The organism is Chromobacterium sp. HL1 (assembly GCF_057418835.1).
In genome coordinates this window covers 5,114,924-5,133,039 of sequence record NZ_CP162399.1, presented here as the reverse complement: position 1 = coordinate 5,133,039, position 18,116 = coordinate 5,114,924, and the positions used below count along the sequence as shown (strand labels likewise).

14 protein-coding genes are annotated in these 18,116 nt (G+C 67.6%); 6 read left to right on the top strand and 8 right to left on the bottom strand.

The annotated features are described in order from the left end of the window. From dsbD to AB1Z25_RS23420, 5 genes are all read left to right on the top strand, one after another. Positions 1-1,770: a protein-disulfide reductase DsbD gene (gene dsbD / locus AB1Z25_RS23440; protein ID WP_486636300.1), complete on the top strand. Its 1,770-nt coding sequence runs from the start codon at positions 1-3 to the stop codon at positions 1,768-1,770. Positions 1,771-1,853: 83 nt separating this feature from the next. Further along, on the top strand, positions 1,854-2,675 hold the full coding sequence (locus AB1Z25_RS23435) for a TlpA family protein disulfide reductase (RefSeq protein ID WP_486636299.1): 822 nt from the start codon (positions 1,854-1,856) through the stop codon (positions 2,673-2,675). A 2-nt stretch (positions 2,676-2,677) separates the two neighbouring features. After that, positions 2,678-3,427: a thiol:disulfide interchange protein DsbG gene (gene dsbG / locus AB1Z25_RS23430; protein WP_107801439.1), complete on the top strand. Its 750-nt coding sequence runs from the start codon at positions 2,678-2,680 to the stop codon at positions 3,425-3,427. A gap of 600 nt (positions 3,428-4,027) precedes the next feature. Beyond that, on the top strand, positions 4,028-7,120 hold the full coding sequence (locus AB1Z25_RS23425; RefSeq protein WP_486636298.1) for a hypothetical protein: 3,093 nt from the start codon (positions 4,028-4,030) through the stop codon (positions 7,118-7,120). Between the two features lie 21 nt (positions 7,121-7,141). Further along, positions 7,142-7,339 (top strand): hypothetical protein, encoded by a 198-nt coding sequence (locus AB1Z25_RS23420; protein WP_486636297.1) that lies wholly within the window; start codon positions 7,142-7,144, stop codon positions 7,337-7,339. Positions 7,340-7,348: 9 nt separating this feature from the next. Here the strand turns inward: AB1Z25_RS23420 and AB1Z25_RS23415 are convergent, their stop codons facing one another. Beyond that, a complete protein-coding gene (locus tag AB1Z25_RS23415) occupies positions 7,349-7,969 on the bottom strand; it encodes a VTT domain-containing protein (RefSeq protein ID WP_486637357.1) in 621 nt (206 codons plus the stop codon). A 272-nt stretch (positions 7,970-8,241) separates the two neighbouring features. On the opposite strand from AB1Z25_RS23415, the gene pdxR reads away from it, so the two are divergent. Further along, positions 8,242-9,699 (top strand): MocR-like pyridoxine biosynthesis transcription factor PdxR, encoded by a 1,458-nt coding sequence (gene pdxR, locus AB1Z25_RS23410; protein ID WP_199225968.1) that lies wholly within the window; start codon positions 8,242-8,244, stop codon positions 9,697-9,699. A 97-nt stretch (positions 9,700-9,796) separates the two neighbouring features. On the opposite strand, the gene AB1Z25_RS23405 is transcribed toward pdxR, so the two are convergent. From AB1Z25_RS23405 to AB1Z25_RS23375, 7 genes are all read right to left on the bottom strand, one after another. Then, positions 9,797-10,189 (bottom strand): RidA family protein, encoded by a 393-nt coding sequence (locus AB1Z25_RS23405; RefSeq protein WP_474455289.1) that lies wholly within the window; start codon positions 10,187-10,189, stop codon positions 9,797-9,799. Further along, on the bottom strand, positions 10,186-10,614 hold the full coding sequence (locus AB1Z25_RS23400) for an acyl-CoA thioesterase (RefSeq protein ID WP_107801437.1): 429 nt from the start codon (positions 10,612-10,614) through the stop codon (positions 10,186-10,188). Before AB1Z25_RS23400 ends, AB1Z25_RS23405 begins: the two co-directional genes overlap by 4 nt. Positions 10,615-10,661: 47 nt before the next feature. Further along, entirely contained in the window at positions 10,662-11,270 is a 609-nt protein-coding gene (locus AB1Z25_RS23395) for an anthranilate synthase component II (protein ID WP_486636296.1), read from the bottom strand. After that, positions 11,261-12,778, bottom strand: coding sequence for an anthranilate synthase component I family protein (locus AB1Z25_RS23390; RefSeq protein ID WP_107801435.1), 1,518 nt, complete (start codon positions 12,776-12,778; stop codon positions 11,261-11,263). Before AB1Z25_RS23390 ends, AB1Z25_RS23395 begins: the two co-directional genes overlap by 10 nt. Continuing rightward, complete coding sequence (locus tag AB1Z25_RS23385; protein WP_486636295.1) at positions 12,772-15,537, bottom strand: 3-deoxy-7-phosphoheptulonate synthase; 2,766 nt, start codon at positions 15,535-15,537, stop codon at positions 12,772-12,774. Before AB1Z25_RS23385 ends, AB1Z25_RS23390 begins: the two co-directional genes overlap by 7 nt. 114 nt (positions 15,538-15,651) lie before the next feature. Further along, complete coding sequence (locus AB1Z25_RS23380) at positions 15,652-16,851, bottom strand: iron-containing redox enzyme family protein (RefSeq protein WP_199225966.1); 1,200 nt, start codon at positions 16,849-16,851, stop codon at positions 15,652-15,654. A gap of 76 nt (positions 16,852-16,927) precedes the next feature. Then, a complete protein-coding gene (locus tag AB1Z25_RS23375; RefSeq protein ID WP_235085234.1) occupies positions 16,928-18,109 on the bottom strand; it encodes an MFS transporter in 1,182 nt (393 codons plus the stop codon). Positions 18,110-18,116 lie beyond the last annotated feature (7 nt).

The following is an 18,116-nucleotide window of genomic DNA, read 5'->3' as shown; positions in this document are numbered from 1 at the left end:
ATGCCGCTTATTTTCCGCAGCCTGTTGCTGCTGCTTTTCCTCTGGATGCCCGCCGTCCAGGCGCAAACCGGCTTTCTGCCGCCGGAACAGGCCTTCCGCCTCAGCGTCAGCGAGCTGGGCGACGGCCAGGTCCGCCTGCGCTGGGACATCCGCGACGGCTATTATTTGTATCGCAAAAATATCAAGATCGCGGCCGAACCCGCCGGCAGCGTCCCGCCGCCGGCGATGCCGGCCGGCAAGACCATCCATGATGAATTCTTTGGCGAATCCGAGGTGTATTACCAGCGGCTGGAACTGCTGGTGCGGGCCGGCCAGGCGCGCCGCCTCGCGCTGAGCTGGCAGGGCTGCGCCGAAGCCGGGCTGTGCTATCCGCCGCAACATCGCGTCGTCGAACTGTCCGGCGGCGGCCAGGCCGTTAAAACCGCCACGGCGGGGCTTGCCGGCACGGCCCCCGCCGCGCCGGCCCTGGGCGAAGACCAGGCGCTGGCGGCGCGGCTGGCGCAATCCGGCGTCGGCTGGGTCTTGCTGGCCTTCTTCGGCCTGGGCCTGCTGATGACCTTCACGCCCTGCGTGCTGCCCATGGTGCCCATTCTCAGCAGCCTGATCGTCGGCAGCGGCGCCACGCCGCGACGCGGCCTGGTCCTGGCGCTGGCCTTTGTGCTGCCGATGGCGCTGACCTACGCGGCGCTGGGCGCGCTGGCCGCCAGCATGGGCGCCAATCTTCAGGCCGCGCTGCAAACGCCGTGGGCGCTGGGCCTGTTCGCCGCGCTGTTCATCCTGCTGGCGCTGGCCATGTTCGGCGTTTACGAGCTGCAATTGCCGGCGGTGCTGCGCGACCGGCTGGCCATGGCCAGCCAGCGCCAGCGCGGCGGCACCCTGGGCGGCGCGGCGGCGATGGGCGTGCTGTCCGCCTTGCTGGTGGGCCCCTGCATGACCGCGCCGCTGGCCGGCGCCCTGCTCTACATCAGCGACAGCGGCGACGTGCTCAAAGGCGGCCTGGCCTTGCTGGCCATGGGCCTGGGCATGGGCGTGCCGCTCTTGCTGGTGGGCGCGCTGGGGGCCAAACTGCTGCCGCGTCCCGGCCTGTGGATGAACCGGGTCAAAGCGGTGTTCGGCTTCCTGCTGCTGGGCATGGCGATCTGGTTCCTCGACCGCGTGCTGCCCCCGGCTGCCAGCCTGGCCTTGTGGGGCGCCTGGCTGTTCGCCGTCGCCGTCGGCCTGCTGACGCTGAGCCGGCCCTGGCGCGCCAGCCCCGGCCAATGGACGCTGCGCGGCGCGGCGGCGCTGCTGGGCCTGTGGGCGGCGGCGATGCTGATCGGCGCGGCCGCCGGGCAAAGCGATCCGCTGCGGCCGCTCGCCTTCGTCTCCTCCGCGGCCGCGCCCGCCACCGACATGGAACAACTCGGCTTCGTCACCGTGCGCGATGTCCGCGCGCTGCAACAGGGCCTGGACGAGGCCGCGCGCCAAGGCCGCTGGGCGCTGGTGGACTACTACGCCGACTGGTGCGTGGCCTGCAAGGAAATCGAGCACAAGGTGTTTGGCGATCCCCTCGTGCGACAAGCGCTGGCCGACATGACGCTGCTGCGGCCCGACGTGACCGAATCCGGCCCGGATAGCGCCGCGCTGCTGGCCTCGCGCCAGGTGATAGGACCGCCCACGCTGTTGCTGATCGGCCCGGACGGCCAGGAGCGCCGCGCCCAGCGCATCGTCGGCGCGCTGGGCCCGGACGCCTTTCTCGAACGCCTGAGCCAGGCGCGGCGGGCCCGCTGAATCTTTTGGAAAGGACCCAGTCTATTCAAACGTTTAAAAAAATAGCCTCCGCCACCCCGCTCCGCGCGGCACAGGACTGAACCATGCTTGCTTTCAACCTTGGCCCGCTGGCCATTCCGGTCAGCCTGGCCATCATCGCCGCCGCCTGGCTCGCCGCCCACGGCGCCGGCCTGCTCGCCGGCCGCGGCCGCCGCGTCAGCGTGGCGGCCCACCTCAACGACATGCTGCTGTGGGGCTTCGTCGCCGCGCGCGTCGGCTTCGTCCTGTACTGGTTTTCGCTGTACTCGCAGCGGCCGCTGGCGGTGCTGGATCTGCGCGACGGCGGCTTCCTGCCCTGGGCCGGCGTCGCCGCCGCGCTCGCCCTGGCCGCGTGGCGCGGCTGGCGTCGGCCGGAGCTGCGCCGGCCGCTGGCCGTCGCCATCCTGAGCGGCGCGCTGGTCTGGGCCGGCGGCGCGGCGCTGCAAGAAGGGCGAACCAAGGCCTCGCTGTCCGCCCGCGTGCTGCCGCAACTGGACGGCGCCCCGGCCTCGCTGCCGGCGCTGGCCGGCGGCAAGCCCATGGTGCTCAATCTCTGGGCCAGCTGGTGCCCGCCCTGCCTGCGGGAAATGCCGCTGCTGCAAGACGCCCAGCGGCAAAGGACCGACGTGCGCTTCGTCTTCGCCAACCAGGGCGAGGACGAAGTCGCGGTGCGCGAGTTCTTCCACAAGCAGCCGCTTCGGCTCCGGCATGTGCTGCTGGACCCGGCCGGCGCCCTGGGCCGGGAGTACGGCTCGGCGGCGCTGCCCACCACGCTGTTTTTCGACGCCCGCGGCCAATTGCAAACCATACATCTGGGCGAACTGTCCGAAGCCACTCTGGCCAGCAAGCTGCAATTGCTGGGCGGCACGCCCGCTTCCAAGGAATAAACATGAACGCACCGCTGATCCGCGGCCTGGCGCCGCTGGCGCTCTGGCTGAGCCTGAGCGCCCACGCCGCGCCGCCCCAAGCCTGGCCGGCGCCCATTCAGGCGCTGGAAGCCCAGGGCTATGAAGTCCTGAGCAGCTTTCCCGGCCCGTCCGGCCTGACCGGCTACGCCGCGCTCTACCTGGGCCGGCCGCAGGCCGTCTACCTGACCCCGGACGGCCGACAGGCCATCGTCGGCAACGTCACCGACGCCCGCGGCGACAAATGGAAGCCCGAGCTGCTGGACCGGCAGTTCGGCGCCGCGCTGTGGCGGCAGTTGGAAAGCAGCCACTGGATCGCCGACGGCAAGGACGGGGCCCCGCGCGTGGTCTACACCTTCACCGATCCCAACTGCCCGTATTGCCGGCAGCTCTGGCGGGACGCCCGGCCCTGGGTCCAGGCCGGCAAGGTCCAGATCCGCCACATCCTGGTGGGCCTGCTGGCCGAGGACAGCCCGGCCAAGGCCGCCGCCCTCCTGGCCGCGCCGGACCCGGCCGCCGCGCTGGCGCGCCACGAAGCCGGCGATTCGGTGCGGCCGCTGGCCAAGCCGCCGGCCGCCGTCGGCGCCAAACTGGCGGTCAACCAGCGGCTGATGGAGCGCTTCGGCGTGTTCGCCACCCCAGCCTCCTTCTACCGCGACGCCCAGGGCCGGCTGCAAAAAATCCAGGGCGCGCCCGCGGCGGCCGCGCTGCAACAGCTGCTCGGACCGCGCTGAGCCCCTCGCTCTCGCCACCGCTGAATTGAACAAAACTTGCAAGCCCGCCGGCAACGCCGGCGGGTATCTTTACGCCAACAAACAGCGCTAGCCCCGTCCAAGCCGAACACCCCACCTTGCTTAGAACCTGTTTACGATCTGCTACGCATCGGCGATACGGCGTTGAAAACGTCTTCAAAATGCTCATGTACCGTATGTACACTCCGCTTTTTCAGCCGTTTTCGCCTTGTCTCGCCCTTGCTCGCGAGACCGTAAACAGGCCTTATAGCAACACCCTCGCCCGGCCTGCCACTCAGCCAATCCGCTGCCCTCAATTCAGTCTTGCCTCCCGCATGCAAATTTAAGGATCAAGCCATGCCCAGCCCCATTCACGCCAACCGAACCTCTTTCTCCCTGAACACGGCAACGGCCTCTCAACAGACACCGCTCCAAGTTGCCAGCGGCCCCCTGGTCAGCCGGCTGCGAGGCATCTCGGCACAAACTATTCAACCCGTGCTGCGACAAACGGTGCCGGAAAGCGCCAAAACACTGAGCGAACCCCAATGGCGGCAATACTCATCCCGCGTGGCGGAAAAACTGACGGGCATACAGCAAGCAGAAATGTCGCTAGGCCTGGCCTACATGATGAATATGAATGAAAACGCCGGCCAACTCCCCGGAGAGAAAGCCAAAGCGCTGGAGCAACTGCTGGCACGCAACAATCAGGCGGGTGGCGCAGCCAGCCAACGCTGGCGAGCGGATACTCAAAAAGAAATCGAGCTGCTCAAAGCCGCGGATGCCAAGAACAGCGCAGTGGGACATACCTCCATCGCCTACGCCAATCTGGACGACTCCGCCAATCCGGGCTATGTCCGGGCCTATATGGCGGTATACGCCAAATCCACCGGGGACAACTTCAAGGATGTCGGCCAAAATCCAGACGGCAGCCTGAACGCCAGCGGCAAAGCGTTATGGATAGGCTTCGGCACGCCCCACCGCGCCTTGGGCTATTTGATGAAGTACAAAATGGCGGGGGCGGAAAGCCCGCTGATTCGCAGCTTTCTGGTCGACAAGCAATTTTTGGAACAACAGCTGGGCAAGACGGAATCCGAGCCGCTGCGCGCCAAGCAAAGCGCCGCTGAAAAAAAACAGGTGAGCGGACAACACCTGATGAATGTCGACACCAAAGAGTTCAACCAGTTCGAAGTCAAAACGACCGCCAGGCGCGAGCAGGTGGAAACCTTGCAAATTCGCGACAAAAAAACCGGCGAGCTCGTTGAAAAAACCATCAAGAAATCCAAGGAAGGGAAATCCGAACTTATTCAAAGTCTGCTCGCCCACGCCAAGCCAGGCTCTTTGGAAACGATTGGCTACTCCTCTGCGCAAGCACAACACAATGACGCCAAAGAAGGGGTCTTCGTCGACATCTCCCGCTTTCACCAACAACTTGGATTTGACCCCGAGCATGGAGCGGTTGCATTCGGCGCGGATCATCTGCTCAATCTCAGCAAGGACAGCAAAGGCGACTGGGGCTTCGATACACCTACCGTTTTCCAAGACAAGGTTGTGCAATGGAAAAGCTTTTTCCACATGCTCGAATCGCTGGACGCCCCGGAAACCGCCGAGTTGCTGGCAGACCCCGCCATTAACGAACGCTTTCAGTCCATGCTGCGGGACGTGCTGAGCGCCAACCGCCTGATGCCGGACGATATGAGCTTCGAGCCCGACGCGCCCAAGCAAAGCGATACCGAGCAAGCGCGCGCCCAGCAACTGGCCCGCCCCTTAACCTCCGGCGCCCAGAAACTGCAACAGATCATCGCCAACGCGGAAACCCAGTCGCCATTACGGCAACTGGAGGCCATTAGCCGGAAAAACAGCTTTGGCCAATTCGAATTGAATCAGCAATTGCTTCGCAGCCTGAATTACAACCAGGCTTGGGACCGTCAACTTGGAGTCGAACTCAACGAAGCCTATCTGCAACTGCTGCAAGCCTTGGCCCAAGACCATGGGCAAACCGTGGCCGAGAAAACCGCCAAGCTGCTGCGCTCTCCCGACAATGGCAAACTCACTCTGGGCAAGCTGACTGGCTACTACCAGTCCGTGCTGGAGCACGGAAAGGCTCACCCGGAGCTGCTGGATGCGCTCAAATCCTTGCTCAACACCATAGACAGCCAGGCCAGCCCCGCCACCATGGCCAAGCTGACCGCAAAGATCCAGAAACAGTTGGACAAGATGCTGCGCGAGCGCGCCGGTCAGATGCCGGCCGCCCAAGCGCTCACCCTGAGCGCCATCAATGATCGATTGGAAAACATCAAGGAACGCGGCCTCGCACTTGCAAGCCGACAAGCCGCCGCCGAAGCTCAACGCGAAGCCTTCCAACAGCAGCAGCAACAACGGTCGGCGCAGCTGCAGCAAGTGGCCAGCCATTACGGACTTGAAGTGCCTCGCTATATGCGCGATCAATTGAAACCCATCCACCTGGAACTGGCCGCCGCCCTGCACGCAGACTTCGAACGCCAAGCGGGGCAATTGCGCGCAAGTAGCCAAGACAAACAGAACATCGCTCTTGGGCACGCTCGGCAACTGGCACAGGGCTATAACGCCAACACTGAGGCCAAGCAAGCTCAGTTGACGCAGCTCCAGTCCCAACAGGACAAAGCAGGCCAAAAAACACTGAAGCAAGAATTGAAGGCCAACGCCAAAGCACTGGATGCGGTGCATAACGAGGCCTCTCGCATCAGCGGACAACACCGCCGCGAACTGGATTCCGCGCTCAGCGCTCTGACACGCGCCGGTAGGGAGCAATTAGCCAAGCAACTACTGGCCAGCGGCGTCTACCTGGAGCACCCCGCCGCGGAGAAAGCCGCGCTGGAACGCTGTCTGCAATCCGACGCCGCGCAACGCATCGTGGCCAAGGCGGTGGACGAAGCCAAGGACTTCAGCGGCCAGGTAAACAAGCACAAAGCCATTGAGCTGGCCAGCCGGCGACTGGTAGACCATGTGATGAGCGACAGCTTTTTCCGTGAAAAGATGAGCCAGATTGGACAAAGTTTCGCCAATCACGCGCAAGCGGCCCCTGAAGCCGGCGCCAGCGCAGCCGACATCCCATCCTTGAGGCAGGCTCAATCCGCCGCAGGCAGCGAAGCCGAGCGGCAGGTGGCGGAAACCGCGCAGCAGCAAGTCAAACAGCAGGCCAAGACCGTGGCGGAAGAGCTGGCGCGCAAGCAGGCCGAAACTTCGGCCCGACAAGAGGCGGAACGCGTCGCCAAACAACAGGCGGAGCAGGCCGCTCAAGAACAGGCCGAGCGACGCGCGCGTGAACACGCTGAATCCGCGGCCCGCAAACAGGCCGAGCAAGCTGCGCGGGAGCAAGCGGAACGAGCCGCGCGCGAGCAGGCCGCCAGCGCGGCTCGCCAGCAGGCGGAGCAAGCCGCGCGCCAACAGGCGGAAGCCGCCGCCAGACAACAGGTGGAAGCGGCGGCGCGCGCCAGGGCGGAAGAATTATGGGTGCGCGACTTCAATCGCAAGATGGAACCGGCGGACACCAACTTGCTACACGCCCGCCTGGGCATGCTGAAAGACGAGCATGAAGAAATCCGCGTGAACAATGCTCTGGAAAATGCGCCAAGAGTGCCCAAAGCCAACCCAGCCAGCGCGACCCGAGTCCGCCAGGCGGAAGCGCTAACGGCCGATGGCAAACCCCGCATTCTCTGACGCAAGCCCCAAGATCATTCCATGAACATCGCCGGCGGCGCGGGCCTTAAGTCCGCGCCGTTCGACGTCAAGGCCGGCTGCGCCGCGATCATGGCGCAGCTCTTGCGAACCGTCTCATCTGCGGCAACCCGGCGCGCTGTCCCTGGCGCGGCGCTGACATTCTCGGAGGCTGTTCACAGCTTGCCGCGCGCCGGCGAAATGGATAGAAATGGACGTTGAAACCGTCTGTCAGCCTGCCTGACGGCGGCTGCGCCGCCACTGCCACAAGGGCGGCAGCAAGAGCAGCGCGACCATGCCCAGCACCAGCCACAGCATATTGTCCTGCACCCACGGAATCGCTCCCAGCCAGTAGCCCATGGACACCAGCCCGCCGCACCAGATCACCGCGCCCAACACGTTGTAGCAGGCGAAGCGGCGCGGACACATGCCGGACAAGCCGGCCAGAAACGGCGCCACCGTGCGCACGATGGGCACAAAACGGCCGATGGTGATGGTGGGCGCGCCGTAGCGGTCGAAAAAAGCCTGGGTCTTGACCAGATGCTGGGGCTTGACCCAGCCGCGCCGGATCAGCGTCTGCCCCAGGGCGGAACGGCCGATGCTGTAATTCAGCAAATCCCCCAGGATGGCCGCCAGCGTGATCAGCCCCATCGGCCACCACGGCGACACGCCCTGCGCGCCCAGCAAGGCGCCGGTGGCGAACAGGAGTCCGTCGCCGGGCAGGAAGGGCAAGACCACCAGGCCGGTTTCGCAAAACACGATGGCGGCCACGATCCACACCCCCAGCGCCCAGTTCTGCGCCAGCAGGGACATCAGATTCTCATCGCCGAACAACCAGCTCAGAAACCCCATGGTCAACACACTGCTCTCCTTGCCTCAATGAATTCGTCGCGTCTAATGCTTGACCGCCGCGCCGGGCGGATGTTTCCCCGGTCTGAGGGCGCGGCCGCGGAATCTTAATTTGACATAGGCATATTGTTTTGTTTTTAATGATGACAGCAAATGTCAGAATTGATTCTGCAACGGCTATCGACTTTCAAACTAAACCGCTTTCAGGAAGCCGCCATGCCTCAGTTGCCGCAAGCCCCCTTCTTATCCCCCTGTCCGCGCGCGGGAGCGCCGACGTGAGCGCCGGCCTTGCCGCCCCGGAGCTATCCAGTCAGGACGACGCGCTGCCGCTGTACCGCCAAGTGTATCAACGCTTCATCCAGGCCATCAGCCAGGGCAGCCTGACGCCGGGACAACGGGTGCCGTCCATACGCGCACTGGCCGGCGAGCTGCAAGTGTCGCGCAATACCGTGGAATTGGCTTACGAATTATTGATAGGCGAAGGTTATCTGGAGGCGCGCGGCCAGGCCGGCACCGTGGTGTCGCCGCGGCTGGCGGAAGTGCGCATGCAGCAGCCCCGCCCGGCGGACGCGCCGGCGCCGCGCCCGGCCAGCCTGTCCTTGTTCGATTCCGCCTCCGACTGGCAGCCCCTGCCCTATCAACTGGGCTTGCCGGCGCTGGACCTGTTCCCGCGCAAGCTGTGGGCCAGCCTGAACACCCGCCAGCTGCGGCTGCAAAACCGTTTTCTGTCCTACCCGCAACCCGCCGGCTACGGGCCGCTGCGCGAGGCCATCGCCGCCTATCTGCACCTGTCGCGCGGGCTGGACTGCTCGCCGCAACAGGTATTCATCACCGCCGGCTACCGCGGCGCGCTGAATTTGATCGGCCGCACCCTGCTGCGGCCGCTGGACCAGGTGTGGATTGAAGACCCCTGCTTCCCGCCCAGCCGCCACCTGATGGCGGAAATGGGCGCGGAGCTGGTGCCGGTGCCGGTGGACCGGGACGGCATGCAGGTGGCCGTCGCCAAGGAGAGGGCGCCGCACGCCCGTTTCGCGCTGGTGACCCCGGCGCATCAAAGCCCGCTGGGGGTGTCGCTGTCCCTGGTGCGGCGTCTGGAGCTGCTGGCCTGGGCCGAGCACAACAACGCCTTCATCATCGAAGACGATTACGACAGCGAATACCGCTACGACGGCCGGCCGCAGCCGGCGCTGGCCAGCCTGGGGGCCAACGACAACGTGCTCTACGTCGGCAGCTTCAGCAAGGTGCTGAGCCCGGCGCTGCGCCTGGCCTATCTGGTGGTGCCCAAGCCCCTGCTGACGCGCTTCAACGCCGCCTGCCACACCTGGCACGACGGCTGCCCGCTGTTGAATCAGGGGGTGGTGGTGGATTTCATGCAGGAGGGCCACTTCATCCGCCATCTGCGCAAGATGCGCTCCGCCTACGCGCAGCGCCGCGAGCTGGTGATCGCCAGTCTGCGGCAGGCGTTCGGCGAACGGATGAGTTTCGACGTGCCGGCCTGCGGCCTGCATTTGCTGGCGCGGCTGGATCGCTCGGAAGACGACATCGCCTTGGCACAGCGCGCCAAGCGCGAGCGCTTCGGCATCGCCGCGCTGTCGGCGCGGGCGCTGGAGGCGGATTGCGGCAAGGGGCTGTTGTTCGGCTTCGCCAACGTGGCCACGCCGGAGCAGGCCGCGCAACAGGCGCGGAATCTGCGCCTATGCCTGGAAGGCCGGTCCTTGCCGTCGGGCGGCTGAGAACCTGTTTACGATCTGCCGCGCGTCGTCGATACAGCGTTGAAAACGGCGGGGCTTGGCGGGCGTCGCCCAAGGGCCCCGTCCAGCCCAGCAAGCCTCAATCCGGAATCACCGCCGTCGCCTCGATCTGCACCTTGGCGCCCGGCACCATCAAGGACGCCACCTGGAACGCGCTCATCACCGGGAAATGGCCGATCAGCTCCCGGTAGGCGCGGCCCACTTCCCGGGCCTCGGCGAAATAAGCCTCACGGTCGGACACATACCAGGTCAGCCGCACCAGGTGCTCCGGCCGCGCGCCGGCCTCGGCCAGGACCGCCACGATGTTCTTCAGGATCTGGATCGCCTGCTCGGCGTAGCCCGGCCCCACTAGCTTTTCTTCCGCGTCCCAGCCCAGTTGGCCGGAGGTGAACACCAGGGTGCCGCGCGCGGCGATTCCGTTGGCGTAGCCGCGCGGGCGCGCCCATTCCGGCGGTTGCAGAATTTGCATCATGCCGCCGCCTCCTCCAGCAAGCCGCTCAAGGCGGCGCGCACGTCGGCCGGGGCGTCGATGGCGGCGCCGCTGTCCAGCGAGATGTGCACCAGCACCTGGCGGCAGCGCAGCCGCAGTTCGCCGTTGGCGTGGCCTTCGATGTCCAGGGTCAGCGAGCTGCCGCCCAGCCGCGCCACGCGCAGCTGCAGCGTCAGTTGGTCGCCCTGGCGGGACGGGCGCAGGAATTCGCAGTCCAGCTTGACGATGGGCAGACCCAGCCGGCGCGGGCCGATGAAGTCGGCGAAGCTGATGCCCAGCCCTTCGGTGAACCAGTCTTCCACCAGCCAGTTGCTCAGCACCAGGTATTGCGGGAAGTACACGATGCCGGCCGGATCGCAGTGGGAGAAGCGTATCGGGTAGGCCTTGGAAAAATGGGGGTCTTGCATCTTGTCGCTTTCTTGGCGTGGGCGGCCCTCGCCGCCCCTTGTGTGGGTCAGACGGCTTCGGTTTCCGCTTGCGCGGCGCGCTCCGCCAGCCGCAGATAATTGCCCAGCATGCTGAGCCCCTGTTCGGTCAGCACCGATTCCGGATGGAATTGCAGGCCGTGAATGGGCAGGCTGCGGTGGCGCAGCGCCATGATCTCGCCCCGGCCGCCGTCGGCGCGCAGCGCCCAGGCGGTGGCGACCAGCTCTTCCGGCAGCGCGTCCGCCACCAGCGAGTGATAGCGCGCCACCTTGAGGCCGTCGGCCAGGCCTTCGAACAGGCCCTCGCCGTCGTGATGGATGCGCGACACTTTGCCGTGCAGCACTTCGTCGGCGCGGCGCACTTGCGCGCCGAAGGCGGCGGCGATGCACTGGTGGCCCAGGCAGATGCCGAGGATGGGCAGGCAGCCGGCGAAGCGGCGGATCGCCGCCAGCGACACCCCGGCCTCGGCGGGCGAACAGGGTCCGGGCGAGACGATCAGCGAGCGCGGCCGCAGCGCTTCCATCTCCTCCAGGCTGATCTCGTCGTTGCGCCTCACCATGATGTCGGCGCCCAGCATGCCCAGGTACTGCACCACGTTGTAGGTGAAGGAATCGTAGTTATCGATCATCAAATGCATATCGCCTCCTCTTGCCGCGCCGCCGCCGCGGCCAGCTTGGCCGCCAGCAGCATCAACCGGCTTTTTTCCAGGGTTTCCTGCCATTCGCGCTCGGCCAGCGAGTCCTGCACCACGCCGGCGCCGGCCTGCACGTGCAGCCGGCCGTCTTGCAGCACGCCGGTGCGTATGGTGATGGCCTGATCGGCGTTGCCGCGCCAGCCGATATAGCCGATGGAGCCGCCGTAGACGCCGCGCGAATGCGGCTCCAGCTCGGCGATCACTTCCAGCGCCCGCACCTTGGACGCGCCGCTGAGGGTGCCGGCCGGGAAGGTGCTCTTGAGCACGTCCAGCGCCTGCGCCTGTTGCGGCAGCTTGCCGGACACGGTGGAAACGATGTGCATGACGTGGGAGAAGGGCTCCACGGTCAGCAGTTCGTCCACTTGCACGCTGCCCAGCTCGGCCAGCCGGCCCAGGTCGTTGCGCGCCAGGTCCACCAGCATCATGTGTTCGGCGATTTCCTTGGGATCGGCCAGCAGTTCGCGGCGCAAGTCCTGGTCTTCCGCCGCGTCCGCGCCGCGGCGGCGGGTGCCGGCCATGGGCCGGCTGGTGATCCGCTCGTCTTGCTGGCGGAACAGCATTTCCGGCGAGGCGCCGACGATCTGGGCGTCGCCCAGATTGAGCAGATAGCGGTAGGGGGTTTCGCCCAGGCCGGACAAGGCCCGGTACAAGGTGGGCGCGTCGGCGGCGAAGGGCTGGCTCATGCGCTGGGACAACACCACCTGCATCACGTCGCCGGCGGCGATGTAGTCCTTGATCCGGCCCACCGCCTGCTGGAAGTCCTCGCGCGCAAAGGCGTAATCCAAGGCGGGGTCCGCCGTCGCGTCCGCGGCGAAAGCCGGCGGCGGCGCGGACGGCTCCGCCAGCAGCGCGCGGGTTTGCTCGCACAACCGCAGCAAGCGCTGTTGGCCGCGGGCGTAGCCGGCCGCCTCGGTAGATTCGTGGACGATGCAGTAGACGCTGGCCTGCTGGTGGTCCAACACCAGCAAGTCCAGGCTCAGCCATTGCAAGGCGTCCGGCAGCGCCAGCCCGGAGGGCTTGCGCGGCTGGCGGCGCAACCGCGGCTCGATCAGGCGAGTGGTTTCGAAGCCGAAATAGCCGAACAGGCCGCCGGAAAACGGCGGCAAGGCGCTGAAGTGCGGCGCGCGCCAGCCTTGTTGCAGCTTGGCCAGCTCCGCCAGCGGGTCCGCGCACTCCAGTTCGCGCAGCAGCTGGCCGTCGCGCCAGTGGCGCAGCCGGCCCTCGTCCAGCTCCACCCGCTCACGGCAGGGCAGGCCGATCACCGAATAGGCGCGCTGAAACGCGCCGTCGCGCCAGTGACCGGTTTCAAACAGATAGTCCTGGCCCTGGTTGGCCAGCGCCTGGTACAGCGCCAGCGGGTCCGCGCCCGCCGGCAGCGGCAGGGTCCGCCACAGCGGCGCCAGGCTGAAGCCGTGGTCGCCGTAACGCAGAAAGGCCTCTTCGCTCAGCATACTTTTTCCTCCTTGCGCTCCGCCTGCTCTCGGGCGGCCAGCTGCGCCATCGCGCGCCGGTCCGGCTTGCCGTTCTTGTTCAGCGGAATCTCCTCCAGCGCCAGCACCAGCGCCGGGCGCTTATAGCTTTCCAGATGGGCTTCCAGCGTGGCGTGCACCAGGCGCACCAGCGCCTCGCTGTCGTCGCCGGCGCGCAGGATCAGCGCCGGGCGGGCTTCGCCGTCGCGGTCCGGCGCGGCCACCACGTAGGCGTCGCCCAGTTCCGGCAGCAACGCGGCCAGCAGGTTTTCGATTTCCACCGGCACCACCCAGCGGCCGAACACCTTGAAGCGGTCGTCCTCGCGGCCGTGGAAGCTCAGATAGCCGTGCTCGTCGCGGCTGAACAGGTCGCCGGTGCGATACCAGCCGTCCTGGAAACGCTCCTGCTCTTCCTGCGGACGCCGCCAGTAGCCCAGCGCGCGGCTGGGCGCCTTGACCAGCAGCACCCCGCATTCGCCGGCCGGCGCGTCCCGGCCGTCGGCGTCGACGATGCGCGCCTCCCAGCCCGGCAACATGCGGCCGACGCTGCCGGCGCGCAGCGCGTCCGGATAGCTGGTGGCGAACACATGGCACATTTCGGTGGCGCCGATGCCGTCGTGCAGATCGAAGCCGAAACGCTGACGCCAGCGCCGCGCCAAAGGCGCGGACAGCGGGGCGCCGGCGGAGAAGGCCAGCCGGATCGCCACGTCGGACGGCTCCAGGCCGTGTTCCAGCAGCAGCCGGTACAGGGTGGGCACGGCGAACAATACGGTGGGGCGGAACTGGCACAGCACGCCGGCCACGCGTTCGGCCGACGGCCAGGCGCCGTCCAGCACGCCGCAAGCGCCCAGATACAGCGGGAAGAACAAGCTGTTGCCCATGCCGTAGCCAAAGAAGGATTTGGGCACCGAGTACAACACGTCGTCCGCGCCCAGCCGCAGCTGGCCGGCGGCGAAGTGCGAGCACACCGCCAGCATGGAGCGGGCGCTATGCACCACGCCCTTGGCCTGGCCGGTGCTGCCGGAGGTGTATTGGATCAGCGCCGGCGCGTCTTCCGGCTGGCGCGCGAAATCGTCCCAATCGTCGTCGGCGCTGTCGCCGGCCAGCCATTCCAGATGAGCGCCGGCGTCCAGCAGCCGCAGCTTGGCCGCGGCCGGCCACACCGCGATCTGCGAGGACTGGCCCAGGCACAGCGCCGGAGCGGCGTCGGCCAGCAGATGGTGGAGCGAGGCGGCGTCCAGCCGCGGATTGGCCACCACCGGCAGCGCGCCCACCGCCAGCGCGGCGTAGAAGGCCACCGCCAGCTCCGGGCCGTCGTCCAGCGCGATCAGCACGCGCTCGCCGGCAGCCACGCCTTCGGTTTGCAGCCAGGCGGCCTGACGGCGCAGCGCGCGGTTGAGCTGGCGGTAGCTGAGGCTGAAGCCGGGGCCGACGAAGCAGAGCCGGTCGCTGTCCGGCCGGCTGGCGGCCAGGCGCTCGGCCAGATTGATCAGCGGTTCCGGCGCGGCGACGTCCTGCGCCGGCCGCGCCGCCGCGCCGGAGGGCTGGGTCAGCGCGGCGATCAAGCGGTCTGTCAGCGCCAGCGCCTGGCGCGGATTGAGCCGCGGGTCGCAGCTGCTGTGGTAGGCGCGGCCCAGGTCTTCCTCGGCCAGCGCCTCCGGTCCGCCCAGGCATTCGGTCACGTCCAGGGCGCTCAATTCCAGGTGCACGCCGCCGGCGTGGCTGCCGCATTCGCGGTGGGCGGCGAGGAAGGCCTCCACCTCGGTCAGGATGTCTTCATAGCGCCGGGTCTTCACGCCGTTGGCCGCTTGCACGCCGTTGCCGTGCATCGGGTCGCACAGCCACAGCACTTGGCGGCCTTCCGCGCGCACCGCGTCCAGCAGCGCCGGCAGGCGCTGGATCTGCGCCGCGCCGAAGCGGGTGATCAGGGTCAGCCGGCCCGCCTCGTTGTCCGGGTTCAGCGCGTCGATCAGGCGCAGCAGTTCCTCGCGCTCCATGCCGGGGCCCACTTTGACGCCGACGGGATTGTTCACGCCGCGCAGGAATTCCAGATGCGCGCCGTCCAGCTGGCGGGTGCGTTCGCCCACCCACAGGAAGTGGCCGGAGCCGCAATACCAGTCGCCGCGCTCGTCCTGCTGCAGCTGAGCCTGTTCATAAGGCAGCAGCAGCGCTTCGTGGCTGACGTAGTAGCCGCTGTCGCGCGGCGCGGCCTCGCGGTCCAGGCCGCGCAGATAGTTGAGGCTGGCGGCGGCGTGGAAATAGGCGGATTCCAGCCGCTGCGGGTCGTGGGCGCGCGCGGCGGCGGCGAATTCCACGCCGTTGACGATGTCGCCGCGATAGCTGGGCAGGCTCAATCCGCCCAGCGCTTCCTGCGGCTGGCTGCGCGGCTTGGCGTACTGGCCGGCGATGCGGCCGATGCGCAGCACCGGGCGTTGCAGCGCCTGGCCCAGGTCCGCGGCCATGCGTTCCAGCAGGCGGTAGTGGCCGCCCAGCACGTCCGGCCGCAGGCCGGCGAAGCGCTCGGCGCAGTCTCCGGCCTGGATGACGAAGCCCTCGCCCCGCGCCACGCCGGCCAGCGCGGCGCGCAGCCGGCGGATTTCGGCGGAAGGCACCAGATTGGGATAGGCGCTCAGACGCGACAGCACGGCATGCAGCGCGGCGCCGTCGTCGTAATCGGGCATTTGTGTGTGCGGTTTCGCCTGCCAGCTGCTTGGGCTCCAGGCTTTGGATAGTGTCAGCATCGTGATCTCGTTTATCGGGTGCTGATTGGGAAAAGCCCGCCCGGCAAGAGCCGCTTGCGCCGGGCAAGGCTGGCGGGCCGCGCCGCCCGGGGGGGCGGGAGACGCGGCCGGGCTTCAGGCGCTCAGTTCCTCGCGCAGCGCGATGCCGCCCAGGTTCTGCAACAAGGGCGCGTTCTCGCAGGCCAGGTAGACGCACTCCTCCGCGCCGGTGTTGACGTGCTGGTGCTCGGCCCAGACCGGCACGTAGATGGCGTCGCCGGCGCGCCACGGCACCTGGCGGTCGCCGATGCGGGAATAGCCCTGGCCCTGGGTGACGTAGATCACCGTCTCGTAGTTGTGGCGGTGCAGGCGGGTGGACTCGCCCTCTTCCAGCCGGCCTATGGTCAGGCTGATGGTGCGGCTGGGCAGATCGACGATGTGCACCTTGTGCTTGCGCTCGGAGGAGAAGGCCTGGTCGCCGCCCTGGCTGGCCGCCATCACCTGCTCGTGGCTCAGCCGCGCCGGCAACTGGGCCTGCAACTGGCTGGGCACGCGCCAGAAATCGGCGGAGGAGAAATGGCCGGCCGGAGCCGCGGCGGGCGCGGCGGCCGGCTGCGCCTGGCAATGCGCCCAGATGGCGTCGAACATCGCCACGCGGCGGGCGATCAGCTCGCGGCCCACGGCGATGGCCTGCTCGCGGCGCGCGTCCTGGTCCAGGGTCAGGCGCTGCATGATGGCCAGCATGGTCAGCGCGTGGTCTTCGTCTTCCTCGATGTGCAGGCTGAAGAACTCGGTGGCGTCCTCGCCGAAGCCGTGGTGTTGCAGCGCTTGCAGGATGGGGCGGTAGATCAGCGGCACGATGGCTTCCGCGCCCAGGCACATCGCGGCCAGGCCGGCCAGCGCGTCCGAGGACTGGCAGTGGCCCATCATGGTGTCCACCATCGCCAGGGTCTGCGGCAGCGGCGCGTGCGAGGCCGGCGCCGCGCCCACCACGCGCAAGGTGCGCTGGAACATTTCCGCGTGGGTGATGGCGCTGCCGCCGTCCACGCCCATTTCCTCGCGCATGTTTTCCATCAGCGCCATCACGTCGGCCGGGTCGCTCAGCTGGCCCATCAGCGCGCACAGATAGCGGGTGAAGTGGCGCGAGTAATGGCTGTGCTGAACCAGCAGGGTGCGCACGGTGGCCAGGCTGGCCTCATTGCGTTCCAGCGCTTGCAGCAGCGGGTGTTCCACCAGGCCCTGCAGGTCTTCTTCTTTCAGCCAATCGGCCCAGATCAGGCTCATGCCTGCGATCAACGGGGTCTTGCTGCCGCTTTTTTCCAACAATGCTTCCATGTCCATCTCCCAATCGAAGTGTGCGGTTCGCGGCGCGGAAAGCGCCGCGGCGTCCAGGTGTTGCGGTGTTGCGAAATCAGGCCCGGGCAAAGCGCAGCGCCGGGTTGCGCCAGCTCAGGAACAGCAGCCCGGCGGCGGCGCAGCCGGCCGGGAACAGATACATGCCGGCCCAGCCCAGCCGGTGGATGGCGACGCCGCCCAACCAGGAACCGAGCGCGGCGCCGAAGAAGAAAACCGTCATGAACAGGCTGTTCAGCCGCGAGGCGGCGGCGGGGTCTATGCCCAGCACCCGGCCCTGGGCGATGGTCTGCACCGAACGCACGCCCAGATCGGTCACCATCAGGAAGATCACGATCATCAGCACCTGGCTGCCCAGCCAGACGCCGGCCAGCGAGGTGGCGGCGATGCCGACGCCCAGCAGCGCGATCACGCCGTGCCAGTCCAGCCGGCGCTGCAGCCATTGCGCCAGCCACGGCGCGCGCAGCGCGGCGATGGAAGTGAAAGCCAGCAGGCCGGTCTGACCGGCGTTCCAGTTCAGGGTGGCGTGGGTCAGCGAGGACAGATTGGCCCAGATGCCGTTGGAGGCGGCGAAGAAGCAGGCGGCCACCAGCGCCAGCCGGCGCAGCTCCGGCAGCTTCAGCCACAAAGCGCCCTGCTGGCTCAGCATGCGGCCGTAGCGCAGCTGGCCGGCCAGCGGCACCTCGCCGATGCAGCCGCGCAGCGCCAGGCCGATGACGAAGGTCAGGGCGCCCACCGTCAGATAGATGCCGCGCCAGCCGATGTGCTCGCCGCCCCAGCCGGCCAGCACCCGCGCCAGCAGCAGGCCGGCGAACAAGGACGTGAGCAGGCTGCCCACCACCCGCCCGCGCTGCTCCGCCGCCAGCGCCTTGGCGCTGTAGGCCAGCAACAGCTGGCCAGCGATGGACAGCAGGCCGGCCAGGCCGCACAGCAGCACCATCAGCCAAGGCGACGGGGCGATGCCCACCAGCAGCAGCACCGCGCCCAGCGCCAGCATGGTGGCGGGGATCAGCCGGCGCGGCGCGATCATGTCGCCCAGCGGCAAGCCCAGGATCAGGCCGGCGCCGTAGCCGAACTGGGTGGCCACCGACAGCCCCCACAGCGAGTCCGCGGACAGGCCGAAAGAGACGGCGATCAGCTGCGTCATCGATTGGTGGTAGACCACCGCCGCCACGGAAAACCCGGTGGCCAGGCAATAGAGGGTCAGCGCCCAGCGGGACAGGGCGTTTTGAGAGGTCATGATGTGT